The organism is Thermoanaerobacter sp. YS13 (assembly GCF_000806225.2).
Lineage (GTDB): Bacteria > Bacillota > Thermoanaerobacteria > Thermoanaerobacterales > Thermoanaerobacteraceae > Thermoanaerobacter > Thermoanaerobacter uzonensis.
Genome location: NZ_JOOI01000002.1, coordinates 610,052 through 632,078, shown reverse-complemented (window position 1 = coordinate 632,078; position 22,027 = coordinate 610,052). Strand labels below are relative to the sequence as shown.

The window sequence follows — 22,027 nt, the reverse complement described above, 5'->3', positions numbered from 1 at the left end:
AACAATAGGAACTGAGAGGAGCGTAAACTATGGATATAAATCTTGAAAACTTTAAAAGAGTGCATTTTATAGGAATTGGCGGTATAAGTATGAGCGGTTTAGCTCATATACTTTTGAATAATGGACATATAGTAACAGGCTCAGATATAAAAAATTCTCATATAATCGAAAGATTAAGACAAGAAGGAGCAGTTATAACAATACCTCACAGCGAAAGCAGTGTCATAGGTGCTGATTTAGTAGTGTACACAGCTGCTATCCATGAAGATAATCCTGAATATCAAAAAGCTAAAGAATTAAATATACCTATTATAGATAGAGCTACCCTTTTAGGTCTCATTATGAAAAAATACAAATATGGCATTGCTGTTGCAGGAAGTCATGGAAAGACAACTACTACTTCTTTAATATCTGTGATATTGGATGGTGTAGGGTTCGATCCAACAGTTTTAGTAGGAGGAGAAGTAGATGTAATAGGAGGGAATGTGAGAGTTGGAAACAGTGAATATTTTGTCACAGAAGCTTGTGAATATACAGACAGTTTTCTAAAGTTTTATCCTTACATAGCTGTTATACTAAATGTCGATTCAGATCACTTAGATTACTTCAAAAATATTGACAACATAAAACAGTCTTTTAGGCAATTTGCTAATTTAGTTCCACCAGATGGATTTGTGGTAGCATGCAAAGATGATGCAAACACCATGTATGTTGTAAATAGGTTAAATAAAAACATTGTGACCTACAGCATTTACCAAGATAGTGATTGGAAAGCAAAAAACATAAGTTTTGATGACAAAGGCTGTGCGATTTTTGACGTTTATTATAAAGAAAAATATATGGGCAATTTTAAATTATCAATACCCGGGAAACACAATGTTTACAACGCCTTAGCTGCTTTGGCAGTAAGTCACCTTGTAGGAGTCGACATAAAAAAAGCTTCCCATTATTTAACTGAATTCAAAGGCACTCATAGAAGATTCGAAGTAAAAGGAATAGTTGACGGCATAACAATTGTGGATGACTATGCTCATCACCCTGCTGAAATTAAAGCAACTTTAGAAGCAGCAAGAAATTATCCTCATAAAAGAATTATTTGTATATTCCAGCCACATACTTACTCAAGAACTAAATCTTTGCTTAATGATTTTGCAGGGTCCTTTGACAATGCAGATAAAATAATAATAGCTGACATATACGCCGCAAGAGAAAAAGACACAGGGATTGTTTCTTCTAAAGATTTAGTGGAACTAATCTCTAAAAGAGGTAAGGATGTTTTGTACTTAAAAGATTTTGACTCTATAGTTGAGTATTTAAATAAAAATGCAAAAGCAGGCGATTTGGTTTTAACAGTTGGAGCAGGAAATATCTACGAAGTGGGGGAAATGTTTCTAAAAGGTTATAAAAAAGCTGTAGGAATATAAACCCTACAGCTTTTTATCTTGCAACACAAGATTTCCTCTCCACAAGCTTTACAGGCACAATGATGTGGTCTGTGTCTACATCCTTTTGCTTTAACCTTGCAATCAAAAGTTCTGCAGACTTAATCCCCAAATCAAATGTAGAAATATCTATTGTCGTAAGGGGTGGATTTGCAAAAGCTGACAAGGGAATGTTGTTAAACCCTACTATTGATATATCCTCAGGAACTCTATATCCTTTATCTATTGCAGCCCTTATAACACCAAATGCCATAACATCATCAGTAACTACAACTGCAGTAGGTTTTTCTCTTTCTAATATTCTCATCATCGCCCTGTATCCACCGTCTTCTGAAAACTCGTCTTGTTCCACCAACTCTCTCTTAAAAGGTATTCCATTTTCCTCAAGGGCAAGTTTATAACCATCCAATCTATCTAAACTCACTACGTATTCCAATGACCCACTTATAAAAGCAATTTTTTTATGCCCATGTTTAATAAGATAATTAGTAGCAAGCTTAGAAGCCCCTATATTGTCATTGTCAACCCAATACACACCCTTGGCATCTAAAGGCTTACCTATTACCACAAAAGGAAATTTTTCATCTCTTAGCCAAGGTATAAGCTCATCGGTTGTACGGGAAGATAAAAGAATTATTCCATCTACTCGTTTGCCTTTTACCATATTTATAACCGCTTCTTTTTCCTCTTGTTGATTTCCAGATGTCGACAAAAGCAAATCATACTTTTCTCTATGGGCAACAACACTTATGCCTCTCATAACTTCTGGGAAAAAAGGATTTGAAAAAGCTTCTTCTGTGGAGCGAGGCATTATAAGCCCCAAAGTATTTGTCACCTTACTTGCAAGGCTTCTGGCAATGGCATTTGGATAATACCCCAATTCCTCCATCGCCTTCCAAACTCTTTCTTTTGTCTCTTTACTTATACGTGGATTATCAGCAATAACCCTCGATACAGTAGAAGGAGCAACATTTGCCCTCTTTGCCACATCTTTAATCGTTACATTCATGTATATCACCACCTTAAAAATGAAACCGATTGCATTTCTTCTATTTATTATTCTATCCTATTCTTTTATTTACGTCAACAGTTTTCATTTTCTTTTAAGCATTCTTTATATAACCCCAGCTATTTTTAATATCTGTTCAGTAATTCTATACAAAAATACTAACACTGATAAAAGTACAGGCCAATGCAAGAAAATATATAAGTCTTCTTTTAACTTTGTAGTACCGCGGATAACATATGGGTCAGTTACTTTCTTCAAATATCTTAATAGCACATACAAAAGAATAGCAGCAAATAATGCAAATATCCCATAACCAATGACAACAATAAATGGAATATCTACCTGTTGTAATGGAGTTGCTTTTCCTAAGTTTTGTTGTGCTATAAAATAGGATAACAATACAGAAATAGTATTATTCGTAAAATGAACAATCATCCCTGCAAATATAGAATTAGTCCTATATGCTACATATCCCAATAAACTTCCAAGAAAAAGGATACTTAGAAAATTTTGCACATTTAAATGAAGCATTGCAAAGAATATAGCGGTTATAAAAATGCTCTTTATAGACCCTCTCATTTCAAAACTTCTCATAACAAGTCCTCGCATAAATATTTCTTCACAGCAGGCAGCTATAGCTCCAAATATTAGAATTTGCAAAAAAAGCTCACTCATATTTTGAGCTGCAGGTATTGGCATAACCGAAATTTTACCTAATTTAGATAGAAAGTAATTTGTTAAAAGTGCAAAAAAACCTGATACTATCCAACCAAAAACAGCTATTATTATCACTAAAAAAGCTTGATCACCCTTTATAGGATTTAACCTTAAAACATATTTTACATCATATCTTTTAAAAAGAAGGTAAAGAATAACAGGCAGTAAAACAAGAAAAAATTCTGTGATGAGTATACCTATATATAAAGAAGCCTTTTGCACTAAATATCCCACTGTTATGAGAAGCAACATGACAAAAAAATACAACTTACTTACATCTTTTTCATCTGGCCGCATCCAACCACTTCCTTTTTTACATCGTCAATTTCACCCTTATAGATTTTAACATAAAAAGAATAAAAAAGTAAGAATTAAATGTGAGGATTTTGTGAAACCTAATAATTGAAAATTTCAATCAATGTGATATAATAAATAATAGAAAAATATGGAGGTGATGTAAATGAGTCTAATGAGACGAGGACGTGATTGGTGGGATTGGCCGTTTGACATCAATCTCAAAAATTTGCCAAGTATTCTAGACGTTAACTTTCCATCTTTTTCAGGTCTATTTTCTCGACCAAGAGTAGACATCACCGAATCTGAAACAGAAATAGTCGCAACAGCTGAACTACCTGGTGTTGACAAAAAAGACATTGAAATAAATGTTTATGACAATATATTGGAAATAAAAGGGCAAACCACAGTAGACGAAGAAAGAGAAGATAAAAATTATTACATGAGAGAAAGATATTACGGAAGTTTTGCCAGAAGAATAGAACTACCAGCAGAAGTAGACCCTGAAAGAACTACTGCTAAATTTGAAAACGGCATTCTAAAAATCACAATGCCAAAATTACATCCAAGTAAGCCAAAGGGAAGAAAAATAGATATAGAATAATATGAACAAAGGTAAGCAAAAAATTGAGATGCAAAATATCACATTATTTTTGCCTAAGGATTTATTACAAAAGATAAAACATATAGCTATAGCTAGACAAACATCAGTATCTAGCCTTTTAACAGAAACTCTTGAGGAAATCGTAAAAAAAGAAAATTCATATGAGAAAGCCAAGTCACGCCATATAAGTATATTAGAAAAAGGTTTTAACTTGGGTACGGAAGGCGAACTTACCTGGAGCAGATAGGATTTGTATAGAGACCTAAATTCAGGTCAGTACTCTGGCAAAGTAAAGGTGCAAAATCCTTTTAGCAAATAAAAAAAGTGGAAGGCAACAGCCTTCCTTTTTTATTCTACTTTTTTCTTAAGAAGCGCTACCATTAATGCTGTCACTACTGTACCAACTGCTATTACTCCAATGTAAAGAAGAGGATTTGACACAGCTATCGGTATTACAAATATTCCTCCATGAGGAGCTCGAAGTTCAATGTGGAAAAGCATTGAGAGAGCGGCTGTCACAGCAGAGCCCACCATTATAGAAGGTATTACCCTGAAGGGATCTGCTGCTGCAAATGGTATAGCACCTTCTGTTATAAAGGAGGCACCTAAAACCCATGCAGCCTTACCTGCTTCTATCTCTTCCTTTGTAAATCTATTCTTGAAAAGAACAGTTGCAAGTGCAAGGCCAAGAGGAGGTGTCATACCAGCTGCCATGACCGCTGCCATTGGAGCAAAAACATTTGATGCTAAAAGACCTGTTGCAAAAGTATAAGCTGTCTTGTTTACAGGACCACCCATATCAAAAGCCATCATAAGTCCTAATATCGCTCCAAAAATCACTGCATTTGTAGAACTCATACCTTTGAGCCAGGCAGTCAAAGATGTCATTATGGCTTTCATTGGAGAACCAATTACATATATCATTAAAAGTCCAACTATCAAAGTTGATAATACTGGCAATATGAGTATTGGCATTAAACCTTCTAATGTTTTAGGAAGCTTTATTGATTTTTTTAGATAAACTACTGTATATCCTGCTAAAAATCCTGAAATGATACCGCCTAAAAATCCTGCTCCAGTGGATACTGCCAGCATACCGCCTACCATACCGGGAACAAGACCAGGCCTATCTGCTATAGAAAACGCTATATAGCCTGACAAAATCGGCACCATCAATGCAAAAGCTGAACCACCGCCAATTTTCATCAAAGCCCAAGGAAGAGTTCCTTCTACCTCAAAGGCTTTATATCCCCAGAAAAAGGAAAGTGCAATTAAAATACCACCTGCAACTACAAAAGGTATCATGTAGGAAACACCTGTCATAAGGTGTTTGTAAGCACCTGTCCTTTGCGCTGACCTTTCTTTATGAATTTCTTCTACTTTTTCTACATAATCTTTTGGCTTTTCCATCTTAAGAACCTTTTCAATAAGTCCCTTTGCATCCTTTATAGCATCTTCAACTGGTACCTCAAGTACAGGTTTACCAACAAATCTTGATCTATCAACTTTTGTCGCAGCTGCTATTATGACAGCATCAGCAGCTTTTATATCTTCTTCAGTAAGCTGGTTTTCTGCACCTATTGACCCTTGAGTCTCTACCTTTATGTCTACTCCCATTTCTTTGGCTGCCATCTGAAGATTTTCCGCCGCCATATAGGTATGAGCAATACCTGTAGGGCAGGCTGTAACAGCAACTACCTTTTTCATAATTAATCCCCTCTCTTAAAAATTTACTTATTAAAAGCCTTTATGACTTCCTCAGGTGTTGACGCTTTTTCTAACTCCTCTCTCACCTCCTTATGCATTAAAGACCTTGAAAGCTCAGCCAAAACTTTAAGGTGTAACTCATCAGAGTTGTCTGGCACAGCAATTAAGAAAAATAAATGGGCAGGTTTGCCATCCATTGAGTTATAGTCTATTCCTTGGTGGGACTTTCCATATACTATTGCTGGCTTTTTCACAAGACTGCTTTTGCCATGAGGTATTGCAACCCCATAACCTATACCTGTAGAAAATTCCTCTTCTCTTTTTTTCACTACTTCTAAAAAGCCTTCTTTATCATCTACAACTCCATTTTCTTTTAAAACACTTACTAACTCTTCCAATACTTCATTTTTGTCCTTTGCCTTTAGGTCAAAAACCATCATTTTTTCGTTCAATACATATTTTATTTCCATTTCCCTCACCTTTCTATCCTCTCTATTTTAATCTTATCCTTTAATATATTTACCTCCTCAAGAGTGCCTGCTCGTGTGCCTTCTTTCATGACAACTGAGGTAGATAAAGCTGCTGCTATTTTTATTGTCTCCTCAATCGGAAGTCCTTTATATATTCCATGGGCAAAGCCTGCAACAAAGGCATCTCCTGCTCCAACTGTCCCTTTTACTTCAACTTTTACAGGCATTACCCTGTATATTCCTTCTTTTGTTATCACAACACTGCCGCGACCTCCCATAGAAATCGCAACTATTTCTATGCCTGAATCCTTCAGCTTTTTTCCTTCTTCAATAACCTCTTCTAAACTCTCAAGTTTTTTGCCTACTGCATCTTCTAACTCCTGCACATTAGGTTTTATCATGTAAGGCTTTTCTTCTATGCCGTATAAAAGCGTTTCTTTGTCAGCATCAAGAATTATTTTTAAATCACCTCTTTTTACTTCTTTAATTATGTCTTTGTAAAAAGTCTTTGGCACTCCTTGTGGTAAACTTCCTGAAAGCACAAGCACTTTTGACTCTTTAGCATATTTAAATATATTTTTTTTAATTAGCTCTATTTCTTCTTCGCTTACATGAGGGCCATATTCATTCAAATCAGTAACTTCCATCCTTGAAATATCAGAAATCTTTATATTTGTCCTCGTCTCATTTTTTATTTTCACAAAGTCAGTTTTTATGCCTTCATCTTCTAAACAATCGATTATATATTTAGCATTCGGTCCTATAAAGCCAAGAGCAATAACATCGTCTCCAAAATTTTTAAGGTTTTTGGCGACATTTATACCTTTTCCCCCAGCATCTACTCTTGAGCGAATTACCCTATTTACATAACCAAGTTTCAAATCCTCAACAATTATTGTCCTATCAATTGCTGGATTCGCCGTTACCGTCGTTATCATTATTTTCATCCTTTCCAAAACTTACTATATCTATATTTGCCTGTTCATATTTTCTCACTATCTCATAATCAACCTCGTCATCTGTAATTATTGCCGTAATGTCCTTTATATCTGCAAATTTGACAAAAGATTTTTTCCCAAATTTAGTGTGGTCTGCTACTATATAAACTTCACTTGCCACATCACACATAGCCTTTTTTGTATTGGCCTCAATTAAGTCTGGAGTCATAAGCCCATCCTCAAAAGATATAGCATTTGTGCCTATAAAAGCCTTATCCACTTTAAACTGTCTTATTACCATTTCAGCAATAGGACCAACTAAAGCCTTAGTCCTCCACCTCTGTATGCCTCCTGTTATAATAAGCTCAATATCCTCGTGTTTTGAAAGTTCTATCGCAATAAGAGGAGAATTTGTTACAACAGTAAGTTTCATATTTTTAAGATTTCGCGCAATTTCAAGAGTAGTCGTACCAGCATCTAAAATTATAGAATCTCCTTCTTCTATCATTGATGCAGCAATTTTACCTATTTTTCTTTTTGCCTCAAGTTCTACATCTTCTTTTTCAAAAAATGCAGGCTCATAATGAGTGCCAACATTCAATATCGCACCACCGTGAGTCCTCTGTATGAAACCCTTTTCCTCCAGTACATGCAAATCTCTTCTTATTGTAGATTCAGAAACATTAAAGAGTTTGCTAAGCTCAGAAACACTGATACTTTTATCCTTACTTATAATTTCTGCAATCTTTAAGCGTCTCTCCTCACCAAACATCTTATCAGATATGCTCATATTCATTCACATCCATTCAATATTATCCCGCTAAAATGTGATTGATTTTGCTTAATTTTGATTATATATTATCATTTTTGATTTGTCAATAGGGTAAAAAATAAAACAGGCAATGCCTGTTTTATTTTTATTATACATTTATCATTTTCAATTTAAAGTCTTATATCATTTCAATTTCTTATACAAACTCAGTGCCATATCATAAGTGTCAGCCCATGTGACAAATTTTTTGTTTTTCATATCTTTATAAGCTTTGTCAGAAATTAACCCTTTTTGATGGGCTAATTCAAATAATTTTCCCTTGTTTGAAGCTATTTCATTTTTATATCCTCCATATGTTAAAAGTATCTCTGCTGCACCTTCTTTTGTAATAGGTTCTCTTACCATAAACTTTTGTAAATTAGAGGCGTTTTCCATTACAATATCATCCTTCTGTGGAACAGCACTTTTTATCAAGCCTGATAATAAATAGTAAAAAGATATACTAGAAATATCTTCATTAAATCTAAAATTGTTGGTATACCCTGGTACCACAAGTCCCCAGGTTAATACTAATTTTAATCCTTCAAAAGACCAATTCTTTTCTGCAAGAGTTTCTACTTTAAACGGTTTTAAATAAGCTCCTTCACTTACAAGTATTGATTGAATGTTTCTTATATCTTCTATATTATTCATCATTTCTTTATATGACTTATTTTTTGTTATGGAATACACTGCTGCTACCCCAGCAGCATCACCTTCCGCCATTCCAATAGGTATAGTCCGTGCTGAACCTGCTGCAAGATGACTGTAAGAGGCTGACCTTCCCACTACTAAAAGATTTTCTACTTTTTGTGGTACAATACATCTGAAAGGTATAGCATACTCAACTGGTTTTCCATATACATAGCCATAGTCATTTGGAGATGTAGCTTGTATATCAACAGGATACGACCCAATTGCTATTCTATCTTCAAAATCTCTATTAAACACAACATCAGTTATTGATAAAGTATAATATCCTTTTATGTGCCTTGTTTCCCTTACATACAATTCTGACGCAGTGCCAGCAAGTGTTGCATTCTCAAAGCCTGGTATATTTTTCCTTAAAAATTGCACAATATGTGGAAGTTCCGCTTTTGCCAATTCCATTCCCTTGACTTTGGACTCATGATCCAAACCGTTAACACCGAATACCAAAAGTGCATTGATTAATACTGTCCCATCGTCTTGTTTACCTACATTGAGTCCCCTTAATCTAAGCATTTCATTAGTTGGTTTATAATTTCTTGTAATTGTAGCAAATCCATTTGCCGAAGTAGAATCAATATATGTGCCCGGTATTTTCTTTTCTTTTTTTATTATTTTAATCAAATTATTCCAATTTATTCCCCTTAACTTGAAAACAAGGGTAGAAGCTTGAACCCTATTTTTCATACCTATATCTTCAGCTCCAATAGTATAGGGAACTCCAGCTGCTGCAGCAACATCCGCATCTTGCGTAGCATCAATAATTCTTTTCCCATAATAGCGTATATTTTCCCCATCTTTTTCTACCACAACACCTACAATTTTATCTCCTTCCATGATAGGCTTTTTAAAAATGGTATTCAAAGATAAAGTAATATTAGGATGCTCTTTAACTAGTTTCATAAACACTTTCTTTGCTTTTTCCACATCAAAAGAAGTTACAAAACCTATCCCTTTAAAAAACTCTTCAAAAGTACCTCTTGTGAGGAGTTCTCCTCTGGGTCCTCGACTCATATCTATAGTATTTAACATCCCATAGGTCATAAGCCCGCCGAGTCCATCGTGTTTATCTATAAGCAAAACTTTGGCACCGTTTTTCGCTGCAGAAACAGCAGCTGCAACTCCTTCTGGTTCACCCCCCACCACTATGACATCATATTCATCTCCTTTTTCCTTGGGAGGTGTAATATCAGGAGGCGGAGGCAATTGTTCTTTTTTCTCAATCACAGTTACTGTTGCTGCATTAATAGGTTTGTGCAAATACCACAAATAGCCTCCTGCCGTGCTTCCAATTACAGCAATTATTAGAATAATTGAAATAATAATTATAACATATGTTTTTTTCAAAATTTATCACCTCAAGAAAAGAATAGTAGAAAGATATCATTCTTTTTTAAAAACTCTATAATTAAATTTTATTCTAAATCCAACTCTTTTTCAAATACAATCCACCAAAAATACCATGCAACAATTGCAAAAATGCTATTAAAACAGAATAAAAACGAAAATTCTCGCTGTTATTTGTTCAAATAGAGATATAAAGAGTGAGTCATATCATAAGTATCAGCCCATGAGATAAAATCATTACCCTTGATATGATTGTAAGCATTCCTTGAAATAATGCCCTTTTCAAAAGAAATATTTAAAAGGTGTTCCCAGTTTGCATCTTCTCCCTTTCCTCTACCTATATCAATTCCTGCATATAATAATAATATCTTAATTGCATCCAATTTATTTATTGGCATTTTATTTAATTGCCTTTTAAATCGATTCTCGACATTTATCACATTTTCTTTTTTAGAAGGAATTGCTCTTAAAATCATATTGGATAACATATAATTATATACGTAACCATTTATAGGCTCTTCAAATCTGTAATTATTGTCATACCCAGGATTAAAGCCAGAAGGGAAAAGTCCCCAACGAAGTACAAATTTAAGCCCTTCTATTGACCAGTGCTTTTCTGCCTCATTGTCAATTTTAAATGGTTTCAAATATGCACCTTGTTTTATTAATATTTCCTGTATATTTTTAATATCTTTTATGTTTTCCGCAACTTCTTTAAAAGTCAGATTATTTTTTAGAGAGTATACTGCCGCAACTCCTGCTGCATCTCCTACTGCCATACCTATAGGAATAGTCCGGGCAGAACCTGAAGCAAGATGGCTGTATGAGGCGGCTCTTCCTACTACAAGTAGGTTCTCTACCTTTTGGGGCACAATGCATCTAAAAGGAATAGAATACTCAATAGGAGAGCCATAAATATGCCCATAACTATGTGGAGAGGTAGGTTGAATATCAATAGGATACGATCCAATAGCTATTCGATCTTCAAAATCTTTGTTAAAAATCACATCATTTATGCCAAGAGTATAAAGTCCATTTATATGTCTTGTCTCTCTTATATAAAGTTCTGGTGCAATTCCATCCAATTCTATTTTTTCAAAGCCAGGAATATTCTTTCTAAAAAAATCTATTATATAAGGAAGTTCTTTTTCTGCCCTTTGTTTCCCCTCTTCAACAGATTTTTTATCTAAGCCATTTACTCCAAAGATTAAAAGAGCATTTACAAGGACTGTTCCATCTTCCTGCCTTCCGAGATTTAATCCTCTAAGTCTCAATAAAGGCTCATGTGGTTTGTAACATTTTGTTATTTTGAGAAATCCCCATGCAGAAGTATCATTTATATAGCTATGAGATATTTTCTTTTCAACATTGATTATTTTTTTAAGAATATCCCAATCAAGACCTTTCAATTTGAAAATTAAAGTAGCAGCCTGAAATTCATTTTTTAATCCTATATCTTCTGCTCCAACAGTATACGGAACACCTGCAGATGCTGCAACATCCGCATCCTGGGTAGCGTCAATTATTCTTTTCCCATAATATTTTACCTCTTTGCCATATTTGACTGCAACAATTCCAATTATCTTATTTCCCTCCATAATAGGTTTTGCAAAATCTGTATTTAAAGAAAGTATTATATTTGGGGATCTTTTGACCATTTCCATAAATAATCTCTTTGCTTTTTCCACATCAAAAGAATACTTAGACCCTATTCCTTCAAAAAACTCCTTAAAAGTTCCCTGAGTGAGTAAAATTCCGTCAGGACCATAACTCATATCAAAAGAGTTAAGCATACCATATGTTATAAGCCCACCCAAACCGTCATGCTTATCTATTAAAAGCACTTTAGCTCCATTTTTCGCTGCAGATATAGCAGAAGCAATCCCTTCTGGTTCACCCCCTACTACAATGATGTCAAACTTTTCCCTCTTAAAAACATTTATATTTATAACATTTCCACACCCAACAAGGCTAAAAATCAGGGAAAAAATAAATACTCCTCCAATAATAATCTTCCTGTACAACCAATTCTCTCCCCAATCTGAAAAATGTACCACAAATATTGTAACATAAAAAAAGACTAAATAAAAGAGTCCCCCACGGAGGAGGACTCTTTTGTTAGGTTGTTAGGTCGTGATTAATTTATTGTTTGGCTACTATAACTATTAAGTTGACTTTACCAATAGAGTTAGTATACAAATTAACTTTTGCAGTAGAGCTAATATTTGCAAGTCCAGTTACTACTGGTGTTGTACCTGTAGCATCGATAACTACAACGTTAGGATCAAGTAATGCAGAACCAGTTGTATAAGTTACACCATATACTGCATAATTAATAGTAATTGTAACAGGTGTATTACCATTCAATGGTGTCACAGGTGCAGGCATTGCTGTTACATTACCATTATTATTCAATGTTAATGTGCACACACCTGTTGGTATAGTTGATGTACCACCATTTGTCAAATCAGAGGTAGCATTATATGTCTTGGCAACACCATTTTCCAGTACATTTAATACTGTATATGTTGATGTTGGAGTCGTTACAGTACTATACCCTGTTACATATACAACTTTTGGTGCTTGAGTTGGTGCTGGCATATTAGCAAGTATAAGGAGACTCAAGTTATTATACTGATCAGCTGATAACTTAAGTACATTATAAGTAGTTGTCTGCAAGTCAGAAATCTTGACAGGTGCAATAGCTGAAGCTATATATGTTGATGTATTAACTGTTGCATTTAAGATCACTGTACTTGGTGACACATAGTAATTTGTCCCATTAATTTTCAATACATTACTGCTTATATTGGTAGTATCAAACGTTGCATTTGTAAACTGATATGGTGTACCTGCCGGTACTATTGTTGATAATGAATCAATCTGCCCATTACTGTTTACAGTATATGACACTATATCATTATTTGCTACACCATTATATACTTTTCCAGATGTATTATTTACATTATAAACATTCGCATATACTACATCATACACAGAAGTAGTACCATCTGTCTTAGCAATTTGTATCTTGGTAGAAAATGGGCTAACAAACGGTGCTTGTGAACTCAAAACTATACCATAATTTGTTGTTACTGTTGTTGGTGTTGTAGTAGCAGTCCATGCGACAATAGTATTATTCTTATCAAGTGTAGCTGTACCCTGTGCACCTGCTTTTATTGAACTTGCTACAGAAGGAGCTACAGTGTAAGCTGTACCATTTATTGTCGCTGTTGTAGTGCCATTTGATACGGAAACTTGTGATACTGTACCAGTTACACTATTTCTTACTACATATATTACAGGTAACGGTGTAGAAGCACTTGGCAAATAGTAAATAACATCCCCTGCTTTAATATCTGTAGCTTTTGTTACAGCACCAACTATCTTATATGCATTGCCCAAATTATCAACTAATGGATACATATTATCGATATATTGAGCCCCTGCAACTACATTATTTTTTACTACCCATGGTGTCACACCTGCTGTAGCAGCTGTTACTATTGCATAATCATATCCCGCTTGACCATTATTGTTGATAAGTGTTACCTGTGAGCCATTGTCAATTGCGCCATAAACTGCACTCATTGTAGATTTTACACCATCTATTACAACCGGAATATTACCTACACTTACTCCATTGTCTTGGAATGTGTAAACTCCATTAGCTACTGTTGGTGCACCTTTGGTAACTGTGAAAGTCTTTATATCTGTTGTAACGACATCAACTGCAATAGGAGCTCCAAACTTCGGAGAATACACTTTTACAACTTCTCCTAGATATTTGTTGAAATCAACTGTACCAGCATTTATCAATTGATCATAACCAAAAGAATACGTCCCATCAGGATTTAATGTAGCAGCATCAACTTTTACTTGGCCCGCTGGTACTGTATTATCAACATCTGACGTTGCAACTATTAAATAAGTGTCAACATTTGCAACTTTTGATATGAGCTTAGAACCAAGGATTTCTTTCCCATATTGATCATATCCTGTGAGTACAGGTGTTTCTAGAGTTGTATTAAGAAGTATTGCTGTTTGTCCACGGTTTATAAAATCATTAAAACCGAGATTGATTCCAGCTGTTAAACCAAGTTCTACTGCTTTTGCAAGTGTAGGAACGCCCCATGGTACATTAGTATAGCCAAGCGCTCTAATTGCAAATGCTAGAGCCTGACCATACGTCAACTTAGCGTCAGGAGCAAACTTGCCATCTCCTACACCATCAGTAATTTTTAAATCTTTTGCTACATTGATGTAACCTACTGCCCAATGGCCTTTAATATCTGTAAATGCTGGTGGCTCACTTGCAGCAGCTTGTGCTACTTGTTCCAATCCCAACATTCTTACAATAAATGTGACCATTTGAGCCCTTGTAAGCGTTAAATCTGGGCCGTATGTGCCATCACCCATACCTTGAGTAATCCCTAATGCATACAAGCGGCCCACTGCTGATGCATATGGTGCATCGCTTTTCACATCGGTGAACGGTGTTGCAGCAAAACCTACTGCCATCGCACTGAACACCAATGCGAATGTAAGAACCACTGCTATTAACTTTTTGAGGTTCCTCATACAGTAAATCCTCCTCCTTATATTTAGGTTTATATTTTTCTTTTGAAAGGCATATGCCTTTCAAAAATTTTTACCTATGTAACTATAATTTAGAGCATGTAGTATGTTTTGGGCAAACAATCTGATTATATTATAGCATTACGCCTTTAAATAAGTCAATAATTGTTACCAATTTGTAATATTTCTGTAATATTAATTTAACATTCGGTTTTTACATATCTACATTTTTAATATCTACATAACAATATATATACTCCATATCGTGGAAAATTCCTTTTTTTATTGGTTTACTTATCTCAAAGATTAAAGATTATTTCGAATAAACTCTCATATAGATGTTATCCGTTTTTTGTTGGAGTTTAAAAGTAAATAAAGAGGAATTATCATCAAAATGGTGTATAATGGTTACTAGATTGTTATGGTTGTAAATTTTGATATATTTTATATGACCCAGAAACTGAATTGGATACGAGGCTAAGACCTCCTGTACGTGATTTTCATCAAAAGGTATATCTTGCCCTAGTATCCTCAACGGATATTGGAAAACTTTATCGCTTATTTTCTCTTCTTTTCCATATATTCCAATGGCTCTAGGAGTATAATAATCAAGATAAGCAGCAACCGCCTCATCTGCAGTAGCAAATTTGACCTTACCCTTTTTTATATAATTTTCCGTTACCCATTTGAGATGGTCATTAAGCGTAGTAAAATGACCGCCTATTGTACTTTCCCAATTTGAATCTCCCATCATAAACATAGCATGTGTAAAACCTAAGATAAGATGTACACCTGGCTTTATCTTGCCGTTTTTTTCATCTTCCAGAAATAAGGTACGAAACCGGCTGTTTAGCATTTGTAGATTCATGGAATTATAAGAAAGTATTTTTGACTCGTTAACTGAAAGTTCTACCATTCCAATATCATTAAAATTATTCGCTTCTTTATTTATATCTGAAGCATCAGCAAAATATATTTTCTTTTGAGACTCTCTCGCATCACTACTAGCATATATTCCAAGACTTTGCAATGCAGTAGTCGATAATTGAGTATCTTTTCCTTTTTCGCCAAAATCAAAAGAACCCATTCTTAACGTCATAGGCTGACCATAATAAGTTCCATAAAGTTTATTTAACTGACCTTGATAAAAAGCTATTGCTCCCATTCGCGTGTCTATATCATTAACTTTTAAAATAGGCAATAAAGAATGAGCCCAACCATGCAGATTGTGATTAGCCCAAAATCCATTTGTCTTTAAATCATAACTTATATAATTCCAAGGAAGCTGAGGGCAATAATCCATATGGGGATGTAGGATATATTGATGTCCTTCTTTGATACCATCTATCATGGAAGCTATTACTCTATCTAACGTCTCATGCCAAATTTTTTTATCATCAACATTAGTTACAAGGTTGTCTGCTACCCACTTAGCACCATCAATGACTGGATACGCTATAAAATGAGTCCATTTTGCTCCATATTTATTGGCTATCTCATTCAGAGTTTGTGGTTTTTCTACCAATTGTATATTAAATTCTTGGGGGTCAAGCCAACTGTTTCTATTGCCCCATTTTACCACATATCCTGCACTATCTATAGGTTCTAAATCCTCTGTCATTACGTAAAAAATTTTACCTTCTCTATCGTCAATTATAGTGATTGGTATTTGACTTTGTGCATAATACTTATCTGATTCTGCAATTACCTCAACAGGCCATGGTTTGCCAAAATTTACTTCATCAGATCGATTAGCTTTTAATTTCCATTCCACTCTTTTTATTTCACCCGGTTTTAACTCATCAATAAACTTGTTGTAAGTTTCACCATATGTAATAATTACTCCATAAGCATATGGTTCTTTCAATGTCAACTGAATATTATTAATGGATATTGTTGAAGTATTTTTTACGTATGCGATTAATTTAAAATTATCTCCTACCTTTAAGATGTTTTTTCCCTTTTGAATATCTGAAAGATTTAACTTGATGTCAAGATTTGTTGTTTTTTCTTTTCTCTCTTTTTTAGATACATTTTCAGGATAATTTGCAAAATAAATAGAGTGATATTTGAAATTGCTATAATCATGAGATATAGAACTACTACTATTAAAATCACCATTTACTAATAATATTAAATGTTGGCCATTTGAAACTGATATTGTTATATCTACTTCATCAATTTCATCGGGATTAAATCCCTTGCTTTTTAAAAAATCTATCAATCTTATGTATTTGTCTGCACCAACATAATTAGGAGTAAAGCTATTTTCAAGGACTTCATAGTTTTTGCCAACATTTTTTGGAGGGAATACTACAAAACCATATATATAACTTTTATCATTCTTTTTCACATTAAGTCTCACTTCCCCGAATCCTGCATGGGATAAAAAACGGAAAGCCAAAATATAATTTCTAATTGATTTTTTATCTAGGGCATAGTGTATTCCAATTTCTTTATTATCGTCAGCTACTATTTCAAGATAAGTAGTACCATTATATTTTTTAAAGGCAATTTCTCCGTTATTAGAATTAAATGGAGTATATTTAAAAGAAATTTTACTGTTATCAGATGATAAAATTTTTGTTGTAGAAATATTGTGATAATCAAATAGTATATACCCTACTAATAATATTAAAATAAAAAATATTTTTTTCTTCATAAATATTACTCTCCCACTATTTTGTATATTTTTCTTTTTGAATCGCTTTTAATAATTTAGCTGAGGAAATAGAAACCATATCCATAATTAGAATATACCATAACATAAAAAAACAAAAGTCCCTTATAATAATTTCTTTAAAAAATTTAACATAAGAAAAAAACAGTAATCCTAGATAAAATAGTTAAGGAGTAGCGAAAAAAGCCACTCCTTCATTTTTAATAATTAGCAAATACGTCTTTTAATTCATCATTTAGTGTATTCCAAGTATATATTGAATATCCAACTGCATCTTTTGAAGCATCAAGAGCACCCCTTAATTCATCTACAGAGGGAAGTCCATAGCCGTCATCATAACCGTGCAAAATGACTTCTATGTTAACGTTGTTTCCTGCTAAAAATTGTACTTTTTTAATGGAATCAGATACAAAATTTTTTGCATCATCATAGGTGTAGTTTGCGCTTGATACATGCCAGTAGTCCATTAAAGCAATCGCATCAAAATATTTTGCCATTGTAGCATAAGGGTAGTTGGGCCTGTATTGAGGTGGATAGGTGATCGCGATAAAAGGCATTCCTGCAGGTAAATTTTTTAAGGTTTGTGTTGCATAGTCTTCTACCATCTTTGAAGCTGTAGCTGGATCTTTTTGAGGTAATTCTTCAATATCTGCAGCAACCCCATCTACGCGATAACCATTTGGGGTAACATAATTGGCGACTTGAGCCGTCAAAGATGCATCATATGACGTATCTTTTAGGTCTGTGTACAACCATGCTATAACCTTTATTCCAGCTCTATGTGCAGCAGGAAGTAAGTCATCTAATCGCTTTTTCCATTCATCTAAGAAACCCGCTTTCGATGTAGCAACTTCAAGGTAAATATGAGTTACTCTGGCAGTTACAAAACGGCTTAAATCATTTGCAGTAGGCATCGCAGAATATATGCTGTACCATACTCCTTTCCCTGCATATGGTAAAGACGTAAGAGCTTGGCCAATACTTCCTCTTGAAGGTTGAATGTTAGACGCTGTCAGCACCCTTCGATCGGAAAAATTATTAGAATTATTATTTGTTACCTGGTTAGAATTGTTATATACAGTTGTAAGCCATCCTGCAATCCAACCTATTGTACCATCTTGAAGTTTAACCTTATACCAATCACCCGATTTGTCAATTACACTTAATATATCTCCGTTATTGACTTGTGTTATAATGTCATACTGTGTACCTGGACCTGTTCGTATATTTACTACATCAGCATTTACCATTAAAGAAGAAGGTAAATTCATGCTTATGGGTTGCAGGTTGATTAACAATTTACCATCTTGTTGTGAAACAGAATAATTTGCATCGCTGTTTAAAGTAATAATTATTCTCACACTTGTTGGAGTAAGCTGAATAGGAATAATCCCTCTCACAATCTTATCATCTCGTGCAAATCCCCGCACCCCATAACTTAAAATAGCATTATTTAAATCTACAAAAATAGCATCTTTAGTTGGAGATGTATAAATGTTGTAATTAGTATCTTGTGTTAGAATAGTTACATTTCTTACACTATCTATATCAGTGAATCCTATACCATCTATCGTATAAGGGTTTGATGAAAGAGCCTGTGTACCTTGATTTGTAGCAGAAGTAGTTAAATTAGATTGCGAAGTTACACTAACACTTGAATTTGGGTTACTTAATCTTGTAATGCTAATCTGAGCGCCTGTTTCTTTTTCCTTTTCTATATATACAGTCCTCGTGTTTTCATCCCATTTAACATTATTTTTAAAAGCTTCCCCAATAAATCGCAATGGGACATATGTATAGCCATAGTTTACAAGTTTAACAGATGAGTCAAGTTTTACAGGCTTGTCATTTACATAGGCAGTGTCTTTGTAAAAATAGAGGACGATTTTATCTCCATTGTAAGTAATCCACACTTTAGTGCTGTCATAACCTATTTGTGCCCCCATTTTTTCTGAAACAAACCTTACTGGCACAAATACATGATTATCAATCATGAGGGGCCTCATATTCGGATTTTGTTTTACCCCGTCTATGAGGATATTTATAGGTGGGTAATTGTAGAAGATGTTTTTTCCGTCGATGTTATAAGTTTCAGTCGCATATGCAAATGTTCCACTGTAAATTAGAAAAATTAATAAAAAAATGAACAGATACTTTCCCTTTCTTCTCATCGGCCTCCTCCTCTTTTGTTTTTCTACTTCTTATTGAATTTATTGTAATATACTTATGTTACAGTTATATTGCAAAAGGATTACAATATGGTTACAAATTCTTCTGCTTTCACTATTTTAATATTTTTGTACTCTTTAAGTTGAAGCAAATGATTGTCACCTGTGACTATGAAGTCACAACTTCCTTCTAAAGCACACTCTAAGAAAATATTATCTTTTGGGTCTTCTTTTATAACCTCTATTTTTTGTTTTGGATATACAAATAAAACCCAATCAAAAGATAAAAGCCTATTTAGCAAGTCAAGTCTTTTCTCAATAGTGCCAAAAACAGCAAACTTATCTCGTGTCAACACATCAGCATATTCTTCTACAATTTCTTTGCTTACTACCGGGTCAAATTTATTTAAGACCCAGTAATCGATAACTTTTGCAGGATAGCTTTTTTTGCTAATAAAAGCTGAAATTAAAACATTAGTATCAATTACTGCCCGCATTTTCGTGCTTCCTCTATCTCTTTTTGTACGTCTTCTTCAGATAAGCCTGCTGTTTCGGCTTTACTTCTCAATTCGTTTAAAATTTGCATAATCTCTAATTGTTTTGCCTTCTTTTCAAGTTCTTTTAATTGATTGTACATAGAATAACTTATTATAACTCCTTTGGGTTCAGATCGAGAAGAAACTATTATCACATCGCCTTTTTCTACTTTTTCTAAATATTCACCTAATTTTGGTCTTAATTTGTCTACTCCAATGACTTCTTCCATTTGTTTTCACCTCCAGATTAATTTTAAAATTAATTTCTAGATATATTATAGCTTTTTTGTTCATAACTATCAAGTAAAATTTAAGGGCTGGATATTATCCAACCCTTATTCTTTTTCTTTTAACATTGCTCCTATAAAATCTCTAAACAATGGATGAGGTTTTAAAGGTCTTGACTTGAATTCCGGGTGGAATTGGGATGCCACAAAATAAGGATGGTCTTTTAATTCTATCATTTCAACCAGCCTCTCATCAGGAGAAAGACCTGAAAGTACAAGGCCTTTTGAGGTTAAAAGCTCCCGATATTGGTTATTGAACTCGTATCTATGCCTGTGTCTTTCATAAATTAATTCGTCTTTATAGGCTTCATAAGCTTTTGTCCCTTCAATTACTTTACAAGGATACACCCCCAATCTCATTGTACCGCCTTTTTCATCTATGTCTTTTTGTTCAGGCATGAGGTCTATTACAGGATGGGAAGTTTCCGGGTCAAACTCTGTAGAATTAGCTCCTTTTAGTCCTGCTACATTTCTCGCAAATTCTATTACAGCACACTGCATTCCAAGGCACAATCCAAGGTAAGGAATTTTGTTCTCCCTTGCATACTGGATAGCTCTTATTTTGCCTTCAATGCCTCTATCACCAAATCCTCCCGGCACTAATATACCGTCTGCTCCTTTTAAAAGTTTTTCCACCGTCTCATCATTTACATGCTCAGCATTTACCCACCTTATATTCACAGCAGCTCTATGATAAACTCCCGCATGTTTTAAAGCTTCTACAACACTTATATAAGCATCGTGTAAGTCAACGTATTTTCCCACCAAAGCTACTTCTACCTGTCTTGTGGGGTTCTTTTCTCTTTCCACGTATTCTCTCCATTCTTTTAAGTCCGATTCTCCAATAGGCAAATTCAACCTTTTTAACACGTATTCGTCTACTTTTTGCCTCTCTAGTTCCAAAGGCACTTGATAAATTGATTCTACATCCCTATTTTCTATGACAGCTTCTACGCTTACGTTACAAAAGAGTGCAATTTTTTCTTTTAAATCTTGCGTAAGAGGAAGTTCTGTCCTGCATACAATCATATCGGGTTGAATACCTATTGAACGCAGTTCTTTTACGCTGTGTTGAGTAGGTTTTGTTTTTAATTCTCCCGTCTTTCCGAGATGAGGTACTAATGTCACATGAATAAACATGACATTTTCTCTTCCTTGTTCAATCGCCACTTGCCTTATAGCTTCAAGGAAGGGAAGGCTTTCTATGTCTCCTACTGTACCACCAATTTCTGTTATTACTACGTCCAAATTTTTTTCTTTTGCAACTCTGTATACTCTTTCTTTAATTTCGTTCGTTATGTGAGGTATCACTTGAACTGTGGCACCAAGATAATCCCCTTTTCTCTCTTTTGTGATGACAGTCCAGTACACTTTACCTGCAGTTACATTGCTATTTTTGGTAAGGTTAATGTCTATAAACCTCTCATAATGACCAAGGTCTAAGTCTGTCTCCGCCCCATCTTCTGTAACAAAAACTTCACCATGTTGGTATGGACTCATGGTACCAGGGTCTATGTTTATATAAGGGTCAAATTTTTGAACAGCAACTGATATGCCACGACTTTTTAAAAGCCTACCCAGTGATGCAGCAGTTATGCCTTTGCCTAAGGAAGACACAACTCCTCCTGTTACAAAAATGTATTTTGCCATCATCTCACCTCTTGCGTGTATTATCGTTTTTTTAGACTGACTTTTAATAGTTTATAACCCATAAAAAAATCTCTATTTTGG

Annotated in this window: 17 protein-coding genes; 3 read left to right on the top strand and 14 right to left on the bottom strand. The window is 34.4% G+C overall.

Annotated features, from left to right (window positions below; genetic code table 11):
- Positions 1 to 29: 29 nt before the first annotated feature.
- The gene (gene murC / locus THYS13_RS10865; protein WP_042834538.1) at positions 30 to 1,424 is read left to right on the top strand and encodes a UDP-N-acetylmuramate--L-alanine ligase; all 1,395 of its coding nucleotides are present in this window, start codon (positions 30 to 32) and stop codon (positions 1,422 to 1,424) included.
- Positions 1,425 to 1,437: 13 nt separating this feature from the next.
- On the opposite strand, the gene THYS13_RS10860 is transcribed toward murC, so the two are convergent.
- The gene (locus THYS13_RS10860) at positions 1,438 to 2,451 is read right to left on the bottom strand and encodes a LacI family DNA-binding transcriptional regulator (protein WP_042834537.1); all 1,014 of its coding nucleotides are present in this window, start codon (positions 2,449 to 2,451) and stop codon (positions 1,438 to 1,440) included.
- A gap of 105 nt (positions 2,452 to 2,556) precedes the next feature.
- Entirely contained in the window at positions 2,557 to 3,465 is a 909-nt protein-coding gene (locus tag THYS13_RS10855) for a CPBP family intramembrane glutamic endopeptidase (protein WP_042834536.1), read from the bottom strand.
- Between the two features lie 163 nt (positions 3,466 to 3,628).
- On the opposite strand from THYS13_RS10855, the gene THYS13_RS10850 reads away from it, so the two are divergent.
- A complete protein-coding gene (locus tag THYS13_RS10850) occupies positions 3,629 to 4,066 on the top strand; it encodes an Hsp20/alpha crystallin family protein (protein ID WP_029689327.1) in 438 nt (145 codons plus the stop codon).
- A gap of 1 nt (position 4,067) precedes the next feature.
- Positions 4,068 to 4,313, top strand: a complete 246-nt coding sequence (locus THYS13_RS10845; RefSeq protein ID WP_042834535.1) for a hypothetical protein — start codon at positions 4,068 to 4,070, stop codon at positions 4,311 to 4,313.
- Between the two features lie 101 nt (positions 4,314 to 4,414).
- Here THYS13_RS10845 and THYS13_RS10840 read toward each other — a convergent pair whose 3' ends face one another.
- The 12 genes from THYS13_RS10840 to THYS13_RS10785 all read right to left on the bottom strand — a co-directional run bounded on the left by THYS13_RS10840 (position 4,415) and on the right by THYS13_RS10785 (position 21,946).
- Complete coding sequence (locus THYS13_RS10840; protein WP_042834534.1) at positions 4,415 to 5,773, bottom strand: PTS fructose transporter subunit IIC; 1,359 nt, start codon at positions 5,771 to 5,773, stop codon at positions 4,415 to 4,417.
- A gap of 23 nt (positions 5,774 to 5,796) precedes the next feature.
- Entirely contained in the window at positions 5,797 to 6,243 is a 447-nt protein-coding gene (locus THYS13_RS10835; protein ID WP_042834784.1) for a PTS sugar transporter subunit IIA, read from the bottom strand.
- 5 nt (positions 6,244 to 6,248) lie between these two features.
- A complete protein-coding gene (gene pfkB / locus THYS13_RS10830) occupies positions 6,249 to 7,181 on the bottom strand; it encodes a 1-phosphofructokinase (protein WP_042834533.1) in 933 nt (310 codons plus the stop codon).
- Positions 7,147 to 7,977, bottom strand: coding sequence for a DeoR/GlpR family DNA-binding transcription regulator (locus THYS13_RS10825; RefSeq protein WP_042834532.1), 831 nt, complete (start codon positions 7,975 to 7,977; stop codon positions 7,147 to 7,149). The genes pfkB and THYS13_RS10825 overlap by 35 nt, the downstream gene beginning before the upstream one ends.
- 159 nt (positions 7,978 to 8,136) lie before the next feature.
- Positions 8,137 to 10,047, bottom strand: coding sequence for an FAD-dependent oxidoreductase (locus THYS13_RS10820; RefSeq protein ID WP_042834531.1), 1,911 nt, complete (start codon positions 10,045 to 10,047; stop codon positions 8,137 to 8,139).
- Between the two features lie 170 nt (positions 10,048 to 10,217).
- The gene (locus tag THYS13_RS10815; protein WP_042834530.1) at positions 10,218 to 12,071 is read right to left on the bottom strand and encodes an FAD-dependent oxidoreductase; all 1,854 of its coding nucleotides are present in this window, start codon (positions 12,069 to 12,071) and stop codon (positions 10,218 to 10,220) included.
- A gap of 118 nt (positions 12,072 to 12,189) precedes the next feature.
- Positions 12,190 to 14,628, bottom strand: a complete 2,439-nt coding sequence (locus THYS13_RS10810) for an S-layer homology domain-containing protein (RefSeq protein WP_042834529.1) — start codon at positions 14,626 to 14,628, stop codon at positions 12,190 to 12,192.
- 310 nt (positions 14,629 to 14,938) lie between these two features.
- Positions 14,939 to 17,287 (bottom strand): hypothetical protein, encoded by a 2,349-nt coding sequence (locus THYS13_RS10805; RefSeq protein WP_052210520.1) that lies wholly within the window; start codon positions 17,285 to 17,287, stop codon positions 14,939 to 14,941.
- A gap of 218 nt (positions 17,288 to 17,505) precedes the next feature.
- The gene (locus tag THYS13_RS10800; protein WP_042834528.1) at positions 17,506 to 19,476 is read right to left on the bottom strand and encodes a stalk domain-containing protein; all 1,971 of its coding nucleotides are present in this window, start codon (positions 19,474 to 19,476) and stop codon (positions 17,506 to 17,508) included.
- A gap of 80 nt (positions 19,477 to 19,556) precedes the next feature.
- Positions 19,557 to 19,970, bottom strand: coding sequence for a putative toxin-antitoxin system toxin component, PIN family (locus tag THYS13_RS10795; protein ID WP_042834527.1), 414 nt, complete (start codon positions 19,968 to 19,970; stop codon positions 19,557 to 19,559).
- On the bottom strand, positions 19,958 to 20,239 hold the full coding sequence (locus THYS13_RS10790; RefSeq protein ID WP_042834526.1) for a type II toxin-antitoxin system Phd/YefM family antitoxin: 282 nt from the start codon (positions 20,237 to 20,239) through the stop codon (positions 19,958 to 19,960). Before THYS13_RS10790 ends, THYS13_RS10795 begins: the two co-directional genes overlap by 13 nt.
- Before the next feature lie 105 nt (positions 20,240 to 20,344).
- Positions 20,345 to 21,946 carry a CTP synthase gene (locus THYS13_RS10785; protein WP_042834525.1) on the bottom strand — a complete coding sequence of 534 codons (1,602 nt, stop codon included), beginning with the start codon at positions 21,944 to 21,946 and terminating at the stop codon, positions 20,345 to 20,347.
- Positions 21,947 to 22,027: the final 81 nt, after the last annotated feature.

Coding starts and splice junctions, on each gene's coding strand:
- THYS13_RS10850 (WP_029689327.1), top strand. CDS start 3,629: ATGAGTCTAATGAGACGAGGACGTGATTGGTGGGATTGGCCGTTTGAC.
- THYS13_RS10810 (WP_042834529.1), bottom strand. CDS start 14,628: ATGAGGAACCTCAAAAAGTTAATAGCAGTGGTTCTTACATTCGCATTG.
- pfkB (WP_042834533.1), bottom strand. CDS start 7,181: ATGATAACGACGGTAACGGCGAATCCAGCAATTGATAGGACAATAATT.
- THYS13_RS10785 (WP_042834525.1), bottom strand. CDS start 21,946: ATGGCAAAATACATTTTTGTAACAGGAGGAGTTGTGTCTTCCTTAGGC.
- murC (WP_042834538.1), top strand. CDS start 30: ATGGATATAAATCTTGAAAACTTTAAAAGAGTGCATTTTATAGGAATT.
- THYS13_RS10835 (WP_042834784.1), bottom strand. CDS start 6,243: ATGGAAATAAAATATGTATTGAACGAAAAAATGATGGTTTTTGACCTA.
- THYS13_RS10860 (WP_042834537.1), bottom strand. CDS start 2,451: ATGAATGTAACGATTAAAGATGTGGCAAAGAGGGCAAATGTTGCTCCT.
- THYS13_RS10790 (WP_042834526.1), bottom strand. CDS start 20,239: ATGGAAGAAGTCATTGGAGTAGACAAATTAAGACCAAAATTAGGTGAA.
- THYS13_RS10840 (WP_042834534.1), bottom strand. CDS start 5,773: ATGAAAAAGGTAGTTGCTGTTACAGCCTGCCCTACAGGTATTGCTCAT.
- THYS13_RS10805 (WP_052210520.1), bottom strand. CDS start 17,287: ATGAAGAAAAAAATATTTTTTATTTTAATATTATTAGTAGGGTATATA.
- THYS13_RS10795 (WP_042834527.1), bottom strand. CDS start 19,970: ATGCGGGCAGTAATTGATACTAATGTTTTAATTTCAGCTTTTATTAGC.
- THYS13_RS10825 (WP_042834532.1), bottom strand. CDS start 7,977: ATGAATATGAGCATATCTGATAAGATGTTTGGTGAGGAGAGACGCTTA.
- THYS13_RS10845 (WP_042834535.1), top strand. CDS start 4,068: ATGAACAAAGGTAAGCAAAAAATTGAGATGCAAAATATCACATTATTT.
- THYS13_RS10855 (WP_042834536.1), bottom strand. CDS start 3,465: ATGCGGCCAGATGAAAAAGATGTAAGTAAGTTGTATTTTTTTGTCATG.
- THYS13_RS10800 (WP_042834528.1), bottom strand. CDS start 19,476: ATGAGAAGAAAGGGAAAGTATCTGTTCATTTTTTTATTAATTTTTCTA.